The sequence below is a fragment of the Streptomyces sp. NPDC020747 genome (assembly GCF_044334695.1).
In the GTDB taxonomy this organism is placed as follows: domain Bacteria; phylum Actinomycetota; class Actinomycetes; order Streptomycetales; family Streptomycetaceae; genus Streptomyces.
In genome coordinates, this window is the sequence record NZ_JBIRTJ010000003.1 from 251,377 (window position 1) to 268,505 (window position 17,129).

Here is a 17,129-nt window from a genome sequence, read left to right on the forward strand (position 1 = left end):
TGACAAATGAGATGCCCAACTCCGGTTCTGACGCGTCGGTTTTGTGAGGTTTCCGAGGACGGAGGAGCGAGCGGGTGCCGCACCACGGTAGGCCCGCGGGCACCGTCAGCCAATCTGGTTATCCACAGGCCATGTGGACGACGGCCCCGATGCTGTGGAGAACCCTGCAAAACCTGTGTACGACCCGGTGGACAGGCCTGTGAACAAGCACTCAGCCTTATTTCCGCACCTGCTCTGACCTGCACATATCCCGTCCACCGGCTGTGCAGAAGAAAAACTTTCCCGGTCGGATCAAGATCGATGCGAATGGCGCGACGCAGCGCATCTCGCGAGATCGTAAGTAAGGGTCACATGATACTTGCATCTCTTACCTGTGGAAGATTAGATTGATGCGCATGACACAGGCTCCCGCGGCATCCAAGGCCGCCCGGCGTCGGCACGACCGAGAGATCGTCGCGCTGGCCGTTCCGGCCTTCGGCGCACTCATAGCCGAGCCTCTCTTCCTCATGGTCGACACCGCGATCGTCGGACATCTCGGCACCGCACAACTCGCCGGTCTCGGTATCGCCTCGGCTCTCCTCCTCACAGCCGTGAGCATCTTCGTCTTCCTCGCGTACGCCACCACGGCCGCCGTCGCCCGACGGGTCGGGGCGGGCGACCTCCAGGACGCGATCCGCCAGGGCATGGACGGCATCTGGCTGGCCCTGCTGCTCGGCGCCGCCGTCATCGCCGTCGTCCTGCCCACCGCACCCGCCCTGGTGGAACTCTTCGGCGCTTCTGACACCGCCGCCCCCTACGCCACCACCTATCTGCGCATCTCGGCCCTCGGTATCCCCGCGATGCTCGTGGTCCTCGCGGCCACCGGCGTCCTTCGCGGCTTGCAGGACACAAAGACGCCCCTCTACGTCGCCATCGCGGGCTTCGTCGCCAACGGTGCCCTCAACGCGGGCCTCGTCTACGGCGCGGACCTCGGTATCGCCGGCTCCGCCTGGGGAACCGTCATGGCCCAGTACGGCATGGCCGCTGTGTACCTCCTCGTGGTGGTCCGCGGAGCACGGAAGCACGGGGCATCCCTACGACCGGACGCCGCCGGGATACGTGCCTGCGCCCAGGCCGGCACACCGCTGCTGATCAGGACCCTCTCCCTGCGCGCGATCCTGATGATCGCCACCGCCGTCGCCGCTCGCCTCGGGGACGCTGATGTCGCCGCGCACCAAATCATCCTGTCGCTGTGGAGCCTGCTCGCCTTCGCCCTCGACGCCATCGCCATTGCGGGTCAGGCCATCATCGGCCGCTATCTCGGCGCCGGAGACACCCAGGGAGCCCGCGAAGCCTGCCGCCGCATGGTGGAGTGGGGCATCGCCGTCGGCGTTGTGCTCGGCGGGCTGGTGATCGTCAGCCGCCCCCTGTTCCTACCGCTCTTCACCAGCGACTCGGTCGTCCATGACACCGCGCTGCCCGCCCTGCTCATGGTGGCGCTCTCCCAGCCGATCTGCGGAATCGTCTTCGTCCTGGACGGCGTACTGATGGGAGCAGGGGACGGCCCGTATCTCGCCTGGGCCATGATCCTCACTCTGGCGGTCTTCGCTCCCGTGGCACTGCTCGTACCTGTATTCGGCGGCGGGCTGACCGCGGTCTGGGGAGCGATGACCCTCATGATGACCGTGCGAATGCTGACCTTGTGGCTACGCACGCGCTCGGGTCGCTGGATCGTCACAGGCGCTACGCGTTGAGCACGCCCACTCCCAGCGTCCAGCGTCACGGAGGCGCGCGAGGTCGCTCGGTTTCACGTGAAACAACGAGCATTCCGCACCGTTCTCGACGACGGATTCGCTTTGTTTCACGTGAAACACCCGCCGCCTGCGTGTCACGTCGGAGGAGCTCCCTGCCCGAAGGCCCAGGCAAACAGTGAGGGCCGCACCCTTGGGGTGCGGCCCTCACATGTACTGCTAGCGCACCGCTTACGCGGCGACGACCTCGATGTTGACCTTGGCGGCAACCTCGGGGTGCAGACGCACGGACGTCTCGTGAGCGCCCAGCGTCTTGATCGGCGAGCCCAGCTCGATGCGGCGCTTGTCGACGTCGGGGCCACCGGAAGCCTTGATCGCCGAGGCGACATCGGCCGGGGTGACGGAACCGAAGAGACGACCGGCGTCGCCGGAGCGAACGGCCAGACGGACCTTCACACCTTCGAGGCGGGCCTTGATCTCGTTGGCCTGCTCGATGGTCTGGATCTCGTGGATCTTGCGAGCACGGCGGATCTGCTCGACGTCCTTCTCGCCACCCTTGGTCCAGCGGATCGCGAAGTTCCGCGGGATCAGGTAGTTGCGAGCGTAGCCGTCCTTGACGTCGACGACGTCGCCCGCGGCGCCGAGGCCGGAGACCTCGTGGGTGAGGATGATCTTCATTTGTCGGTCACCCTTCCCTTATCGCGCGGTGGAGGTGTAGGGCAGCAGCGCCATCTCACGGCTGTTCTTCACAGCCGTGGCGACGTCACGCTGGTGCTGCGTGCAGTTGCCGGTCACGCGGCGGGCACGGATCTTGCCGCGGTCGGAAATGAACTTCCGCAGCATGTTCGTGTCCTTGTAGTCCACGTACGTGACCTTGTCCTTGCAGAATGCGCAGACCTTCTTCTTCGGCTTGCGCACAGGCGGCTTCGCCATGTGTGTCTCTCCTGTGTGATCAAGAAGTGTGGGTACGACCCACCCTCAGCCCGTGGGCTAGAAGGGGGGCTCGTCCGAGTAGCCGCCGCCGGAGCCGCCTGCAGCGCCGCCGGAGTTTCCGCCCCAGCCGCCACCGCCACCGCCGCCGCCCTGCTGGCCGCCGCCGGCAGGAGCGCCGGTCGCCCAGGGGTCGTCGGCGGGAGCGCCGCCGCCCTGCGGCTGACCGCCGCCGGAGCCTCCGCCCCAGCCGCCGCCACCGCCGCCGCCCTGCTGGCCGCCGCCGAAGCCACCGCCACCCTGGCCGCCACCACGACCGCCGGGGGTCTTGGTGACCTTGGCAGTGGCGTAGCGCAGCGAGGGGCCGATCTCGTCGACCTCGAGCTCCACGACCGTCCGCTTCTCGCCCTGCTGGGTCTCGTACGAACGCTGCCGCAGTCGTCCCTGAGCGACGACGCGCATACCACGCGTCAGCGATTCGGCGACGTTCTCTGCGGCCTGACGCCAGATCGACGCGCGGAGGAACAGCGCGTCGCCGTCCTTCCACTCATTGGTCTGGCGGTCGAACGTCCGAGGCGTCGAAGCGATCGTGAAGTTCGCGACGGCCGCGCCGGACGGGGTGAAGCGCAGCTCGGGGTCGTCGGTCAGGTTTCCGACGACGGTGATGACGGTCTCGCCTGCCATGGAGGAACCTCTCAGCGGTTTTGCTGCGGGCTTGCTGCTACTCGAGTCGCAACTGAACTAGGAAGTTCAGTGGGTCTCGGGACGGAGGACCTTGGTCCGGAGGACCGACTCGTTGAGGTTCATCTGGCGGTCGAGCTCCTTGACGACCGCAGGCTCGGCCTGCAGGTCGATGACCGAGTAGATGCCCTCGGGCTTCTTCTTGATCTCGTACGAGAGACGACGACGGCCCCAGGTGTCGACCTTCTCGACCTTTCCGTTGCCCTCACGGACGACGGAGAGGAAGTTCTCGATCAGGGGGGCGACAGCGCGCTCCTCGAGATCGGGGTCGAGGATGACCATCATTTCGTAGTGACGCATGTGGAACCCACCTCCTTTGGACTCAACGGCCACGGTCGTTCCGTGGCAGGAGGGTTGTGATGCGTACGCAACGGTATCGGCCGCCACTGACAATCGGGCCCACCGATCAACGAACCGAGCGGGGGATCCTGTCGTGGCCTGAGCAGACACCGGTGCAGAGGGTACAGACTACCTGCACACCGGCTTGCGGTTGAAATCCGGGGCCCGTGACCGTCAATCTGTACACATCGGGTGTGTATGGCGCTACGATGCGCCGCCTTCCGCAGGAGGTGCCACATGGCACAGGCATTGCGACCCAACTCCAAGACCGTCGGTTCCCTGTTCGCCACCGACCACAAGCCCCATCCGCTCCAGGACACCTTGCTCGCCGTCACGCTCGTCCTCGGAGTGACGGCCTTCGTCACCGCGATGTTCCACAGCCTCCATCTGCTCAGCTCGTGGACGGGACTGGTGGGCATCCTGACCGGGGCGGCCGGACAGTTCGTCTCCGTGACGACCCGGGAGCGCTTCGGGCTGATCCTGGGTCTCGGTGCCTCCGCCGTCGGCTTCTTCCTCGGTATGGCGCACGGCGGCCTCTTCGGCGGCGTCATCGGCTGACCGCGCCGCCCCGGCCCACGGGAGCCGCCGGCCCGCGGTCTTCCCAACCCCCGGCCCACGGCCGGACAACACCTCCGGGTGCCCCGGCCATGTATTGGTCGGGGCACAGGTTCCGTACGGCCAGACGAGGCGCTCGCAGGGCGCAGTAGGCTTCGGCGCGAGAGCCGGAGCCCCTGTACCCATGGGGACACACCAGCCCGAGGAGCGCCCCGAATGAGCCTGACCCTGAGGACCATCAGCCGAGAGCAGCATCTGGCGTACATCCAGAGTCTGCCCGCGGCTAGCCACATGCAGGTCCCGGCCTGGGCAGACGTCAAGGCCGAGTGGCGCTCCGAGAGCCTCGGGTGGTTCGACAACAGGTCCGGCGAAATGGTCGGGGCGGGTCTTGTGCTGTACCGCCAGCTGCCCAAGATCAAGCGCTATCTCGCCTATCTGCCCGAAGGCCCGGTCATCAACTGGTTCGCGCCGAATCTGACCGACTGGCTGGATCCGATGCTCGCGCACCTCAAGCAGCAGGGCGCCTTCTCCGTGAAGATGGGCCCGCCGGTGATCATCCGGCGCTGGGAGGCCGCTTCGATCAAGAAGGGCATCCAGGACCCGGACGTGAAGCGCCTGCGTGACATCGAGGCCGACTTCATCGAGCCGCGCGCCTTCGAGGTCGGCGACAAGCTGCGGCGCATGGGCTGGCAGCAGGGCGAGGACGGCGGGGCGGGCTTCGGCGACGTACAGCCCCGTTACGTCTACCAGGTGCCGCTGGCCAACCGGTCGCTGGAGGACGTCCACAAGGGCTTCAACCAGCTCTGGCGACGCAACATCAAGAAGGCCGAGAAGGCCGGCGTCGAGGTCGTCCAGGGCGGCTATCAGGATCTGGAGGAGTGGCAGCGCCTCTACGAGATCACGGCCCTGCGCGACCACTTCCGGCCCCGACCACTCTCGTACTTCCAGCGCATGTGGACGGCGCTCAACACCGAGGACCCCAACCGCATGCGGCTGTACTTCGCGCGGCACGAGGGTGTGAACCTGTCCGCCGCGACGATGCTGGTCGTGGGCGGGCACGTCTGGTACTCCTACGGGGCGTCCGACAACATCGGGCGTGAGGTCCGGCCCTCGAACGCGATGCAGTGGCGGATGCTGCGCGACGCCTACGCGCTCGGCGCCACCGTCTACGACCTGCGTGGCATCTCCGACTCGCTGGACGAGACCGACCACCTCTTCGGCCTCATCCAGTTCAAGGTGGGCACCGGTGGTCAGGCCGCCGAATACCTCGGTGAGTGGGACTTCCCGCTCAACAAACTGCTCCACAAGGCGCTCGACATCTACATGTCGCGCCGCTGACGTACCAGAATTCGCCTTCATACCTCTGATACACCGCTGCCACGAGAAAGGTTCCAGGTCCGGCCATGGCGCTCACGCTCTACGTCGACACCGCACGCTGGCGGGCGCACCACAAGCACGTGTCCGAGCAGTTCCCGGCACTCGTCCCGGTCTGCAAGGGCAACGGCTACGGCTTCGGCCACGAGCGGCTCGCGGACGAGGCCACCCGAATGGGCTCCGACGTCCTGGCCGTGGGCACGACGTACGAGGCCGCGCGGATCAAGGACTGGTTCGGCGGCGACCTGCTCGTGCTGACGCCGTTCAGACGGGGCGAGGAGCCCGTACCGCTGCCCGACCGGGTCATCCGCTCCGTGTCGTCGGTCGACGGCGTCTACGGCCTCGTGGGCGCCCGTGTCGTCATCGAGGTCATGTCCTCCATGAAGCGGCACGGTGTGAGCGAGCAGGACCTGCCTCAGCTCCACGCCGCCATAGAGAACGTGCGCCTCGAAGGCTTCGCGATCCATCTGCCCCTGGACCGTACCGACGGCTCGGACGCCGTCGAGGAGGTCATCGGCTGGATGGACCGGCTGCGCGCGGCCCGGCTGCCGCTGCACACCATGTTCGTCAGTCACCTCAAGGCCGAGGAGCTCGCCCGGCTGCAGCAGCAGTTCCCGCAGACCCGCTTCCGCGCCCGCATCGGCACGCGGCTGTGGCTGGGGGACCACGACGCCACCGAGTACCGCGGAGCCGTCCTGGACGTCACGCCCGTCTCCAAGGGCGACCGTTTCGGCTACCGCCAGCAGAAGGTCGCCTCGGACGGCTGGCTGGTGGTCGTGGCGGGCGGTACGTCGCACGGGGTGGGCCTGGAGGCCCCGAAGGCCCTGCACGGCGTGATGCCACGTGCCAAGGGCGTCGCCAGGGCCGGTCTCGCCACGGTCAACCGGAACCTCTCACCGTTCGTCTGGGGCGCCAAGCAGCGCTGGTTCGCGGAGCCCCCGCACATGCAGGTCTCGATCCTCTTCGTGCCCTCGGACGCGCCGGAGCCGAAGGTCGGCGAGGAGCTGGTGGCCCATCTGCGGCACACCACCACGCAGTTCGACCGCATCGTCGAGCGCTGACAGCAGGGGGACACCAGGCCCCGCGCACAGACGACGCACAAACGAACGAAAGGCCGTACACGGACTCCGTGTACGGCCTTTTACGTGACTCGCCCGCGCCCTGTTCGCTCAGGGCGAACGCCTCTTCGTCGGTTCGTCGTCGGTTCCCCACTCCACGTACGGCCCGTCGAAGTGTGCCGCGTGCCGCGGCGGGTGGGCAGCGGCTCCCAGGACGAAGACGTCCTGCGCGCCGTCGAGAACTCCACCGGACGGGTCGTCGTCACCGGACCGGCGCACCACGTCCCGCTCCGGCATGAAGATGTCGCGCACGATCACCGCGCACAGATACAGCGTCCCCAACAGATGTACGGCGATGGCCAGTTGGTACCCCTCTTGCGGCAGTCCCTTGTGCGCGTCTCCGCTGGTCGTGTACGCGAGGTACATCCAGATGCCGAGGAAGTACGCCACCTCGCACGCCTGCCAGATCAGGAAGTCCCGCCACTTCGGACGGGCCAGCACGGCGAGGGGCACCAGCCACAGTACGTACTGCGGCGAGTAGACCTTGTTGGTGAGGATGAAGGCCGCGACGATCAGGAACGCCAGCTGGGCGAAGCGCGGCCGGCGCGGGGCGGTCAGCGCGAGAGCCGCGACACCCACGCAGGAGATCAGCATCAGCACTGTGGCGAACGTGTTGACCGTGTCGGTGTCGAGCGGGGTCTCCATGCGCTGGGACAGGATCAGCCAGAAGGAGCCGAAGTCGACGCCGCGTTCCTGGCTGAACGTGTAGAACTTCGCCCAGCCCTCGGGGGCGAGCAGCATCACCGGAAGGTTCACGACCAGCCAGGAGCCGGCAGCGCCGAGGAGGGCCGTACCGAACTCCCGCCATCTGCCCGCGCGCCAGCACAGTACGAGCAGCGGACCTAGCAGCAGCGCGGGATAGAGCTTGGCGGCCGTGGCGAGCCCCAGCAGGACTCCGAAGGCAAGGGGGCGGCTCCGTGCCCACATCAGCATCGCGGCGGCCGTCAGAGCGACGGCCAGCAGGTCCCAGTTGATGGTGGCGGTCAGCGCGAAAGCAGGTGCCAGAGCGACCAGCAGGCCGTCCCAGGGGCGCCGCCGGTGAGTGCGGGTCACGCAGACGGCGATGACGGCCGCGCACGCCATCAGCATCCCGGCGTTGACCATCCAGTAGACCTGCTCCTGGTCCTGGATGCTGCCGCTGCCCGGCGTCAGCCACGAGGCGACCTCCATGAACACGCCGGTCAGCACCGGGTATTCGAGGTACTCCATATCGCCTTCGAGCTTGTCGAAGTACGGCACGAGCCCGTCGGCGAAGCCCCGCCCCTGGTAGAGGTGCGGGATGTCCGAGTAGCAGGCATGCGTGTACTGCGAGCTGGCCCCGAAGAACCAGGCGCCGTCGTAGCAGGGCAGCTTCTGCACCATGCCGAGGGCGAACATACCGATCGCGACGAGCGCGATGACCCGCACGGGAGTCCACCAGGACGTCCCGAGCAGCGCCCGCCGCCCGAGAGGACCACCGAACAGTTCACTGCCGGTCGCGGCGACCGGGTCCTCCTTGGTCGGCCGCACCAGATCTGGCTCGTGCACGCTCGCGCGCGTCGTTTCTGCACTGGGCATGCCGCACATCCTGCCGTACGCGCCCAGGAACACGCTGAGGGCCACCCAGGCGAGCGGACGGGCGACCGGCATCGAGGTGTGCCACTCATGTCTTCCCACCCCATAAGCCCGTAGCAGGAACACAAGCAGAGCTCTTGAGGCGCTCCTACGGACGACCGAAGGCCGCGATGGGAATTACCTTCCATTTCCATCCAATTTACCACAGATATCCGCTTTTCGGTCCAGATAAATCCTTGACAGCGCTTTCCCGAAGCAAAGTAAGATGATCTTTACCAGGGGGAGCCGTAACGCGGCTTATCTGCCCACTCGCGAAGAACTCCTAGGGGGAGCAAAATGAAGAGAAAACGCCTTGCAATCGCTGCAGTCGTCGGCGCTATCGCCTTGTCCATCGGCTCGATTGCTCCGGCAGCTGCAGGCGACCCGGACGATTGCACTGAGGGGTCCGCTTGCCTCTACTACAATTCCAACCTCGGTGGCGCATTCGTCGATGACACGGGGGATAACATCGACAATTACGATCCCTGGAAGTATTCCTACAGGCAGTCCGGCACCGGCGGTTCGAACGGCATCGGGCAGTACGTGAAGAATAACGCAGCCTCGATCAGCTCCGGAAACGACACCGGCGGTTACCGCGTCTACTTCAACAGCAATTACGCTGGCGTCTACCAGACCATCGGCGGCAACAGCTGGGCCAACCTGAACAGCCAGCTGAAGAACAACAACGCATCGGGTCGGCACCTCTGACCCTGGCTCGACCGACCACTGAAGCGGCCCTTGGAGTAGACCTCCAAGGGCCGCTTTGGGCTGCACTGAGATTGGCAGATAAGTGATCGCAACGAAGAAGAATCTCAGATCAAGAGTCGCCGTGGTGGGCAGCGGCCTGATCGGAATCATATTGACCGGATGCACTGCACAGGCAACAGATGAAGCACAAGAAGGTGCACTGAAGGATCGGCCGGCACCGAGGGCAACAACGGCGACCCAAATGAGCCTGCCCATAGAGTCTTACATGTTCAGCAACAGCCAAAGAGAACGAATAGTGGAGGCGAAGGAGGAATCGATCAGCCGCTGCATGCGTCGGTTCGGCTTCACGTACGAAATACCGAAGAGTGCGGACTCGTATCGCCCCGCATCGCTGACTGAGCTTCGCTATGGCGTCACAGACCCATCAGGTGCCGCCATCTACGGATACAGGCCCAAGGGTAGCGAGGGAGCCGTAAAACCCCCGAAGCAAAGCCCACAACCCGAGAATTTCTCACAGGTACTCAAAGGCGTCGACGGCCAATCTCACGAGCGCACCGGAAAGACGGTACCCCAAGGGGGCTGCATAGGGGAGGCCAAGCGAGCACTACGGGACACGGAGAAGGACGGTGGCGGGGGCGACGCAGAAATATCCAATAAAATCAATGCGGCCAGCTGGCAGAGTTCCTTCGAAGACAGCAGGGTACGTAAGGCATTCCAGAAATGGTCAAAGTGCATGGCGGAAAAGGGCTACAAATATACCGACCCGATGCAGGCGAACAACGATCCACTCTGGAGGGAGGGGCGGCGTGCCACAACAAAGGAGAAGAAGGTGGCAGAAGGCGATGCCACATGCAAGAAGCTGCACAATGTCGTAAGCACGTGGTACACCACCGATAAGTCCTACCAGCAGAAAATGATCGCAGGGAACATCAAGGAATTGAGCCCTGTTAAGAAGAAAATAGAGATGCAGCTTCGCTTGGCATCGAAAATACTCGCCGACTGACGGCATGCCACAAACGCGAGCTCCTGGACACAAGGTGGCCGCCTTGCGTCCAGGAGCCCTTCAGGGAGCTCGTTCTACGGAAAGCCGCGGAACGCGTGAGGAAGATGTCGAACGGTCAGCCGGAGGAACCTCCGAAGAAGCCGCCATTGCCATTACCTCTGGTGTTGCCTGGCTCCTCGGAGTTCGTGGGTGAGGACGACACTCCTCCGTCCGTACCGCCGGTCTCGGCTCCGCCCGTTTCTGTTCCGCCGGTGTCCTCGCATGGGAAGTTACCGAGGGGGCCACAGGTCTCGCTCGTGGAGGGCGAGGGGGAGGTCTCCGTCTCGCTGGGCTCCGCACTGGGCTCGGTCTGCTCTTCTTCGGACTCGGTGGGCGAGGGGGTAAAGCTCGGGGTCGGAATGTCGTTGACGACCACACCGATGGGCTCGGCCTCCGGGAAGTCCTCGGACGGCTCACCCTTGAGCGCCTGCTCCATGTAGTCGTGCCAGACCTCGGCCGGGAACGAGGCACCGTGGATGGTCACCTGGCCACCCGTGCCGTACATCTCCAGGAACGGACGACTCTTCTTGGTCTCGTCGTCGTCCATGCGGTACATGCTGACCGCGGTCGACAGCTGCGGCGTGTACCCGACGAACCAGGCGGACTTGTTGCCGTCCGTCGTACCGGTCTTGCCTGCCACCTCGCGACCGTTGAGTTGGGCCGAGGTACCGGTTCCCTCCTCGACGACGGTCTTCAGGACGTCGGTGACGTTGTTGGCAACCTTCTCGGTGAAAGCCGGCTTGGGCCGGGACTCGTGCTTGAACACCGTGGCCCCCTCGTGCTCGACGTCCGTGACCGAGAACGGGTCGTTCTGCTCGCCGCTGGTCGCGAACGTCGCGTACGAGCCGGCCATGCGGATCGCACTGGGGTCGGAGATGCCGATGGAGAAGGACGGGAAGGTGGTGCCTGTCAGGCTGTTCGGCCTGAGGCCGGCGTTCTCCGCTGCCTTCTTCACCTTGTCCAGCCCGATATCCATGCCGAGCTGCACGAAGGCCGAGTTCGCCGAGACCCTCATGGCTTCACGCAGGTCGATCCGGTAGTTCGGCGGAGTGCCGTACGACTCGTCGTCGTCGTTGGTCTGGAGCCACTCCTTGCCCTTGTCGTCCTTCCAGATGCTGCCGTCGTAGGTCTTGATCTTGAGTTTGTTCTCGCCGCTGTAGAAGCTGTCCGGCGAGACCTTGGTGCGTTCGTCCTGTGCCTGGGACTCCCCGAGATCGGGGTCGCGCTTGCCGTCCTGCATGGCGGCCGCCAGGACGAACGGCTTGAACGTCGAACCGACCGCGGCACCGGTTTCGTCGGCGTTGTTGGTGAAGTGCTTGGTCGCGGACTCACCGCCGTAGATGGCGACGATGGCACCGTCCTTGGGATCCACGGAGGCCCCGCCGAACTGGACGTGTGTGTCGGTCTTCGGCCGGCGCTTTACGTCGAGGTTCTCCTTGCGGACCTTCTTCACGGCCTTCTCGAGATCGGCGACCTTCTTCTTGTCGAAGGTCGTGTGGATCTCGTAGCCGCCCTGCCGGAGCTGCTCCTCGGTGATGTCCGTGTTGTTGATGACATAGCCCTTGGCGAGATCGACGAGATAGCCGATCTGACCACCCAGCTCAGAGCTGGACCGCGGGTTCTGGAGCTTGGGGAGCTCCGTGTACTTGGCCCGCTCCGTGGCCGACAGATGCCCGTCCTTGACCATCTCGTCGAGGATCCAGTCCCAGCGTTCCGTGGCCCGCCTGGTGTTGGCCTCTTGTGTGGCCCCCGGGTCGATCGCCGTCGCTCCCGCGGGGTCGTAGTACGTGGCGCCCTTCAGAACGGCGGCGAGGAGGGCGCACTGGCTCGCGTTCAGTTCGGTCGCGTCCTTGCCGAAGTACGAACGAGCGGCCGCCTGGAGACCATAGGAGGTACGGCCGTAGTAGGCGGTGTTCAGGTACCCCGCCATGACCTCCTCCTTGGGCTCCTCTCGGCCCACCTTGATGGAGACGAGCAGTTCCTTGAACTTCCGGGACACCGTCTGCGACTGGTCGTTCAGCATCGCGTTCTTCACGTACTGCTGGGTGATGGTCGAGCCGCCCTGCGTCTCGCCGCCCTTGGCCATGTTGAACAGCGCTCGGCCGATGCCCACGGGGTCGATGCCCTTGTCGGTCTCGAACTTCTTGTTCTCGGCCGACATGACGGCGTACCGCATCTCCTTGGGGATCTGCTCGTACTTGATGTTCTGGCGGTTGGTCTCACCGCCCGTGGACACCATCGGCTTGTTGTTGGCCCAGTAGTAGACGTTGTTCTGCGCCTTCGCGGCCGCCGCGACGTCCGGCACGCCCACCATGGCGTACGCGACGCCCGCCACGACCATCAAACTGCCGCAGAAGCCGATGAACGTACCCGTCACGAGCTTCCACGAGGGCATCCAACGCGCCCATCCGTACTTGCCCGCGCGCGGATAGTCGATGATCCGCTTCTTGTAGGGCTCGGGCCCGCGCCCTCTGCCCCGCCCAGGGCCGTTCGGCCCACCGGGACCACGCCGGCCGCCACCACCGTGGCCACCCTGCCCCGCGCCGTCGGCAGCTCTGCGCCTGCCACCGCTGGGGCTGCTTCTCTGTGCCGCCCGTCGGGCCTCGGCACGGCTGCCGAAGGGGCGTTCCTCACCTCCCGAGTCATACGAGTCGGAAGGAGACCCGGTGGCGCTTCGCGGCGCCGCACGGCGGCCGGAGGACGACCCGGTCTGGCCGCGTCGGGCCGCGGCACGCCCGCCGCCCTGCGGCTGCGACGGTTTGCGACGGTGCTCGCTCATCGAACGATTACTCCTCGGGCAGGCGCACCTGAGCGCGCCTGGAAACGGCGGCTGGTTTCCGGTCCCCCCGAAGTACGGATGCGGTCGTTCTTACATTCATCCGTACCGCACCGAGGACGAGGACGTCCCCATGCGTCACTCGGTTCCCGGTGGTTTGCATGGCGCACAGACTACGCACCGTCAAAACCTGCCTAGCACCGAAGATCACCCCAAATCAGGCAACTTGCTTCCTACGAATCGGTGATGTGACCCCGTTCACGATGCCCCCTCTTGTCGCATGCGACAGACCGATCTATCGTTCTGATGTATCGAGTCGATACATCAGCTCGGCATAAAGACCGTCACGGCAAGACCGCGGCAGAGAGGAGGCGACGATGAGCCGGCGTTCCGGAATCCTCGAGTTCGCCGTCCTCGGCCTGCTCCGCGAGTCCCCGATGCACGGCTATGAGCTGCGCAAACGCCTCAATACGTCGCTGGGTGTGTTCCGTGCGTTCAGCTACGGGACGCTCTACCCCTGCCTCAAGACGCTGGTCGCCAACGGCTGGTTGATCGAGGAGCCGGGGAACACCCCCGAGGACGCGCTCGCGGTGCCACTCTCAGGACGTCGCGCCAAGATCGTCTATCGGTTGACGGCCGAAGGTAAGGAGCATTTCGAGGATCTGCTCTCACAGACGGGTCCCGACGCGTACGAGGACGAGCATTTCGCGGCTCGCTTCGCCTTCTTCGGCCAGACGTCACGGGACGTACGGATGCGGGTCCTCGAAGGCCGCCGCAGCCGTCTCGAGGAGCGCCTGGAGAAGATGAGTGCTTCTCTGGCGCGCACCCGGGAGCGCCTTGACGACTACACCCTTGAGCTCCAGCGCCACGGAATGGAGTCCGTGGAGCGCGAAGTGCGCTGGCTGAACGAGCTCATCGAGAGCGAGCGTGCCGGACGGGACCAGCGGCGTCCCGGGTCCGACGGCTCCGCTCAGCAGGACAGCACATCTGGGGAGTCGGGCGGCCTGCCCCGGCCCGGGGGCAATCCCGGGCCGGATCCGTCCGATGACACTGCCACGTGAAGTCCCCTCGGGGCTTCACCGAGTACACACAGGGAGCAACCGGAATGGGTTCGGTTCGCGTAGCCATCGTCGGCGTGGGCAACTGCGCCGCCTCGCTGGTACAGGGCGTCGAGTACTACAAGGATGCCGACCCGGCGTCCAAGGTGCCCGGCCTGATGCACGTCCAGTTCGGCGAGTACCACGTGGGTGACGTCGAGTTCGTCGCCGCCTTCGACGTCGACGCGAAGAAGGTCGGCCTCGACCTCTCGGACGCCATCGGCGCCAGCGAGAACAACACCATCAAGATCTGCGACGTCCCGAACAAGGGCGTCACGGTCCAGCGCGGTCACACCTACGACGGTCTCGGCAAGTACTACCGCGAGACCATCGAGGAGTCCGCCGAGGCCCCGGTGGACGTCGTCCAGATCCTCAAGGACAAGCAGGTCGACGTTCTCGTCTGCTACCTGCCCGTCGGTTCCGAGGACGCGGCGAAGTTCTACGCCCAGGCCGCCATCGACGCCAAGGTCGCCTTCGTCAACGCCCTGCCGGTCTTCATCGCCGGCACCAAGGAGTGGGCGGACAAGTTCACCGAGGCGGGCGTCCCGATCATCGGCGACGACATCAAGTCGCAGGTCGGCGCCACCATCACGCACCGTGTGATGGCGAAGCTGTTCGAGGACCGCGGTGTCCGTCTCGAGCGCACGATGCAGCTCAACGTCGGCGGCAACATGGACTTCAAGAACATGCTGGAGCGCGACCGCCTCGAGTCCAAGAAGATCTCGAAGACGCAGGCCGTCACCTCGCAGATCCCCGACCGCGACATGGGCGCGAAGAACGTCCACATCGGTCCCTCGGACTATGTGGCCTGGCTCGACGACCGCAAGTGGGCGTACGTCCGCCTCGAGGGCCGTGCCTTCGGTGACGTCCCGCTGAACCTGGAGTACAAGCTCGAGGTCTGGGACTCCCCGAACTCCGCGGGTGTCATCATCGACGCCCTGCGTGCCGCGAAGATCGCCAAGGACCGTGGCATCGGCGGCCCGATCCTCTCCGCGTCGAGCTACTTCATGAAGTCGCCGCCGGTCCAGTACTTCGACGACGAGGCCTACGACAACGTCGAGAAGTTCATCAAGGGCGAGGTCGAGCGCTAGAACGCTTGATGTGCCGCTCTGTTGAGGGTCCCCGGGGCGCATGCCCGGGGACCCTCCTCGTATGTGAGGCTGTGCCCCATGGCTGTCGTGCGTGACCTGCGCGTCCTCCTGCGTTTCGGGAACTTCCGGCGTCTGCTCGCCGTCCGGCTGTTGTCGCAGGGTGCCGACGGCGTCTATCAGGTCGCGCTCGCCACATACGTCGTCTTCTCACCGGAGAAGCAGACCTCGGCGGCGGCGATCGCCTCGGCGATGGCGGTCCTGCTGCTCCCGTACTCCCTCGTCGGCCCCTTCGCCGGTGTCCTGCTGGACCGCTGGCGGCGCCGCCAGGTCTTCCTGTACGGGAACCTGCTGCGGGCAGTGCTGGCCGCCCTGACGGCCGTTCTCATGCTGAGCGGCGTGCCGGACTGGCTCTTCTACGCGTCCGCGCTGTGCGTGACCGCGGTCAACCGGTTCGTCCTGGCGGGCCTGTCCGCCGCACTGCCCCGCGTCGTCGATGCCGAGCGCCTGGTCATGGCCAACTCGCTGTCGCCCACGGCGGGAACGCTCGCCGCGACCGTCGGCGGCGGTCTCGCCTTCGTCGTACGCCTGGTCGCCTCGGACTCCGATGCGGCGGTCGTCCTCGTCGGAGCGGCCCTCTACGTGTGCTCCGCGCTTGCCTCGCTGCGACTGCCACTGGAACTTTTGGGCCCCGACCGGGAGTTGGTGCATCCACGGTTGAAGGCAGCTCTGGCCGGTACGGCACACGGCCTGACGTCAGGCGTACGGCATCTGGCCGAGCCCGCACGACGGGAGGCCGCCCGGGCCCTGGCCGCGATGACGCTGATGCGGTTCTGCTACGGCGCTCTGACGGTCATGGTGCTGATGCTCTGCCGGTACGCCTGGTCGTCGGGCTCGGACGACGACGGGCTCGCCCTCCTGGGTCTGGCCGTGGGGATCTCCGGAGCGGGCTTCTTCGCCGCGGCGGTACTGACCCCGGCGGCTGTCGGCCGACTGGGGTCCAGCGGCTGGATCATCGCCTGTGCCGGATCCGCCGCGGTCCTGGAGCCGGCGCTCGGGCTGCCGTTCGCCGAAGTTCCCATACTGGTCGCGGCCTTCGTTCTCGGCCTGACCACCCAGGGCGCGAAGATCGCCACCGACACCGTGGTCCAGTCGTCCGTCGACGACGGCTTCCGTGGCCGGATCTTCGCCGTCTACGACGTTCTGTTCAACGTGGCTTTCGTCGGCGCCGCCGCGGTGGCCGCACTGATGCTGCCCCCCGACGGCCGCTCGGTCCCACTCGTGGTCACGGTGGCCGTTATCTACGGGGCAGTTGCTGCGTCTATGGCCCGCTTTGAGCGGCAGTAAGTGTCACATCAATGCCACAGAGCCCCTGTGGGCTACAGAGTTGTCAGTGGCGGCCGGTAGCTTACGTGCGTCTTATTTCGCGCCACGCGCTCCTACGTTCTAGGGGGACTCCCAAAGTGACCACTCCGCCGCCCCAAGGCCAGAACCCGTTCGCACAGGGGCAGCCGCCCCAGGGCCAGAACCCCTACGGGCAGCCCCCGAGCGGGAACCCGTACGGCCAGCCGCAGCCCGGAGACCCCCAGCAGTCCCCGTACTTCAATCAGGGTGCACCGGTTCCGCCGCCTGCCGCTCCGGCGCGTAGCGCCTTCAAGAAGTACCTGCGGTTCATCATCCCCGTGGCCGCGCTGTCCATAGCCGCCGGTACCTACTTCTTCGGCGGCGACGACGCCACGAAGCTCCAGGCCGGCGACTGTCTGCGCAACACGGGCTCCGACTCCAACGCCACGGTCGAGAAGCTCGACTGCGGTGACTCGAAGGCCACCCACAAGGTTCTGGCGAAGAAGGACGGCTCCAGCCTGGCGCAGCTCGCCTGCCAGTCCGTCCAGGGCACCACTGCTGCTCTCTCCTGGCAGGAAGGGTCCGACTCCTTCGTGCTTTGCCTGGCAGACAACAAGTAGGGGCAGCGCGGACACGAGGGGCGGTGTTTCACGTGAAACACCGCCCCTCGGCATGTCCGGCTCCAGGAGAGCGA

At 65.8% G+C, this 17,129-nt stretch carries 16 protein-coding genes; 10 read left to right on the forward strand and 6 right to left on the reverse strand.

Annotated elements, in window-relative coordinates; all coding sequences use genetic code 11:
- Positions 1-395 precede the first annotated feature (395 nt).
- Complete coding sequence (locus ACH4YP_RS10290) at positions 396-1,733, forward strand: MATE family efflux transporter (protein WP_398490211.1); 1,338 nt, start codon at positions 396-398, stop codon at positions 1,731-1,733.
- A 228-nt stretch (positions 1,734-1,961) separates the two neighbouring features.
- Here the strand turns inward: ACH4YP_RS10290 and rplI are convergent, their stop codons facing one another.
- The 4 genes from rplI to rpsF all read right to left on the reverse strand — a co-directional run bounded on the left by rplI (position 1,962) and on the right by rpsF (position 3,701).
- A complete protein-coding gene (rplI, locus tag ACH4YP_RS10295; RefSeq protein WP_055610620.1) occupies positions 1,962-2,408 on the reverse strand; it encodes a 50S ribosomal protein L9 in 447 nt (148 codons plus the stop codon).
- 18 nt (positions 2,409-2,426) lie between these two features.
- Positions 2,427-2,663, reverse strand: coding sequence for a 30S ribosomal protein S18 (rpsR, locus tag ACH4YP_RS10300; RefSeq protein ID WP_003949403.1), 237 nt, complete (start codon positions 2,661-2,663; stop codon positions 2,427-2,429).
- A gap of 57 nt (positions 2,664-2,720) precedes the next feature.
- A complete protein-coding gene (locus ACH4YP_RS10305; protein WP_398490212.1) occupies positions 2,721-3,344 on the reverse strand; it encodes a single-stranded DNA-binding protein in 624 nt (207 codons plus the stop codon).
- A gap of 66 nt (positions 3,345-3,410) precedes the next feature.
- Entirely contained in the window at positions 3,411-3,701 is a 291-nt protein-coding gene (gene rpsF / locus ACH4YP_RS10310) for a 30S ribosomal protein S6 (protein ID WP_055610618.1), read from the reverse strand.
- Positions 3,702-3,977: 276 nt separating this feature from the next.
- Here rpsF and ACH4YP_RS10315 point away from each other — a divergent pair, with 276 nt between their 5' ends.
- From ACH4YP_RS10315 to ACH4YP_RS10325, 3 genes are all read left to right on the forward strand, one after another.
- On the forward strand, positions 3,978-4,298 hold the full coding sequence (locus tag ACH4YP_RS10315) for a hypothetical protein (protein WP_189841539.1): 321 nt from the start codon (positions 3,978-3,980) through the stop codon (positions 4,296-4,298).
- Between the two features lie 213 nt (positions 4,299-4,511).
- On the forward strand, positions 4,512-5,633 hold the full coding sequence (gene femX, locus ACH4YP_RS10320) for a peptidoglycan bridge formation glycyltransferase FemX (RefSeq protein WP_361052238.1): 1,122 nt from the start codon (positions 4,512-4,514) through the stop codon (positions 5,631-5,633).
- A 65-nt stretch (positions 5,634-5,698) separates the two neighbouring features.
- The gene (locus ACH4YP_RS10325) at positions 5,699-6,730 is read left to right on the forward strand and encodes an alanine racemase (RefSeq protein ID WP_361052241.1); all 1,032 of its coding nucleotides are present in this window, start codon (positions 5,699-5,701) and stop codon (positions 6,728-6,730) included.
- A gap of 108 nt (positions 6,731-6,838) precedes the next feature.
- Here ACH4YP_RS10325 and ACH4YP_RS10330 read toward each other — a convergent pair whose 3' ends face one another.
- Positions 6,839-8,353, reverse strand: coding sequence for a glycosyltransferase 87 family protein (locus ACH4YP_RS10330; protein ID WP_361052380.1), 1,515 nt, complete (start codon positions 8,351-8,353; stop codon positions 6,839-6,841).
- Positions 8,354-8,677: 324 nt separating this feature from the next.
- Here ACH4YP_RS10330 and ACH4YP_RS10335 point away from each other — a divergent pair, with 324 nt between their 5' ends.
- Positions 8,678-9,088 carry a peptidase inhibitor family I36 protein gene (locus ACH4YP_RS10335; protein ID WP_361052244.1) on the forward strand — a complete coding sequence of 137 codons (411 nt, stop codon included), beginning with the start codon at positions 8,678-8,680 and terminating at the stop codon, positions 9,086-9,088.
- Between the two features lie 82 nt (positions 9,089-9,170).
- Positions 9,171-10,091 carry a hypothetical protein gene (locus tag ACH4YP_RS10340; protein ID WP_361052247.1) on the forward strand — a complete coding sequence of 307 codons (921 nt, stop codon included), beginning with the start codon at positions 9,171-9,173 and terminating at the stop codon, positions 10,089-10,091.
- Between the two features lie 115 nt (positions 10,092-10,206).
- Here the strand turns inward: ACH4YP_RS10340 and ACH4YP_RS10345 are convergent, their stop codons facing one another.
- Positions 10,207-12,909 carry a transglycosylase domain-containing protein gene (locus ACH4YP_RS10345; RefSeq protein ID WP_398490213.1) on the reverse strand — a complete coding sequence of 901 codons (2,703 nt, stop codon included), beginning with the start codon at positions 12,907-12,909 and terminating at the stop codon, positions 10,207-10,209.
- 374 nt (positions 12,910-13,283) lie between these two features.
- Here ACH4YP_RS10345 and ACH4YP_RS10350 point away from each other — a divergent pair, with 374 nt between their 5' ends.
- The 4 genes from ACH4YP_RS10350 to ACH4YP_RS10365 all read left to right on the forward strand — a co-directional run bounded on the left by ACH4YP_RS10350 (position 13,284) and on the right by ACH4YP_RS10365 (position 17,055).
- On the forward strand, positions 13,284-13,967 hold the full coding sequence (locus ACH4YP_RS10350) for a PadR family transcriptional regulator (protein WP_361052253.1): 684 nt from the start codon (positions 13,284-13,286) through the stop codon (positions 13,965-13,967).
- Positions 13,968-14,011: 44 nt separating this feature from the next.
- Positions 14,012-15,094 carry an inositol-3-phosphate synthase gene (locus ACH4YP_RS10355; protein ID WP_361052256.1) on the forward strand — a complete coding sequence of 361 codons (1,083 nt, stop codon included), beginning with the start codon at positions 14,012-14,014 and terminating at the stop codon, positions 15,092-15,094.
- A 78-nt stretch (positions 15,095-15,172) separates the two neighbouring features.
- Positions 15,173-16,438: an MFS transporter gene (locus ACH4YP_RS10360; protein ID WP_398490214.1), complete on the forward strand. Its 1,266-nt coding sequence runs from the start codon at positions 15,173-15,175 to the stop codon at positions 16,436-16,438.
- Positions 16,439-16,554: 116 nt separating this feature from the next.
- Positions 16,555-17,055 carry a hypothetical protein gene (locus tag ACH4YP_RS10365; protein WP_398490215.1) on the forward strand — a complete coding sequence of 167 codons (501 nt, stop codon included), beginning with the start codon at positions 16,555-16,557 and terminating at the stop codon, positions 17,053-17,055.
- Positions 17,056-17,129: the final 74 nt, after the last annotated feature.

Coding starts and splice junctions, on each gene's coding strand:
- ACH4YP_RS10335 (WP_361052244.1), top strand. CDS start 8,678: ATGAAGAGAAAACGCCTTGCAATCGCTGCAGTCGTCGGCGCTATCGCC.
- rpsF (WP_055610618.1), bottom strand. CDS start 3,701: ATGCGTCACTACGAAATGATGGTCATCCTCGACCCCGATCTCGAGGAG.
- ACH4YP_RS10305 (WP_398490212.1), bottom strand. CDS start 3,344: ATGGCAGGCGAGACCGTCATCACCGTCGTCGGAAACCTGACCGACGAC.
- ACH4YP_RS10325 (WP_361052241.1), top strand. CDS start 5,699: ATGGCGCTCACGCTCTACGTCGACACCGCACGCTGGCGGGCGCACCAC.
- ACH4YP_RS10290 (WP_398490211.1), top strand. CDS start 396: ATGACACAGGCTCCCGCGGCATCCAAGGCCGCCCGGCGTCGGCACGAC.
- ACH4YP_RS10315 (WP_189841539.1), top strand. CDS start 3,978: ATGGCACAGGCATTGCGACCCAACTCCAAGACCGTCGGTTCCCTGTTC.
- femX (WP_361052238.1), top strand. CDS start 4,512: ATGAGCCTGACCCTGAGGACCATCAGCCGAGAGCAGCATCTGGCGTAC.
- ACH4YP_RS10355 (WP_361052256.1), top strand. CDS start 14,012: ATGGGTTCGGTTCGCGTAGCCATCGTCGGCGTGGGCAACTGCGCCGCC.
- rplI (WP_055610620.1), bottom strand. CDS start 2,408: ATGAAGATCATCCTCACCCACGAGGTCTCCGGCCTCGGCGCCGCGGGC.
- ACH4YP_RS10350 (WP_361052253.1), top strand. CDS start 13,284: ATGAGCCGGCGTTCCGGAATCCTCGAGTTCGCCGTCCTCGGCCTGCTC.
- ACH4YP_RS10360 (WP_398490214.1), top strand. CDS start 15,173: ATGGCTGTCGTGCGTGACCTGCGCGTCCTCCTGCGTTTCGGGAACTTC.
- ACH4YP_RS10330 (WP_361052380.1), bottom strand. CDS start 8,353: ATGTGCGGCATGCCCAGTGCAGAAACGACGCGCGCGAGCGTGCACGAG.
- rpsR (WP_003949403.1), bottom strand. CDS start 2,663: ATGGCGAAGCCGCCTGTGCGCAAGCCGAAGAAGAAGGTCTGCGCATTC.
- ACH4YP_RS10345 (WP_398490213.1), bottom strand. CDS start 12,909: ATGAGCGAGCACCGTCGCAAACCGTCGCAGCCGCAGGGCGGCGGGCGT.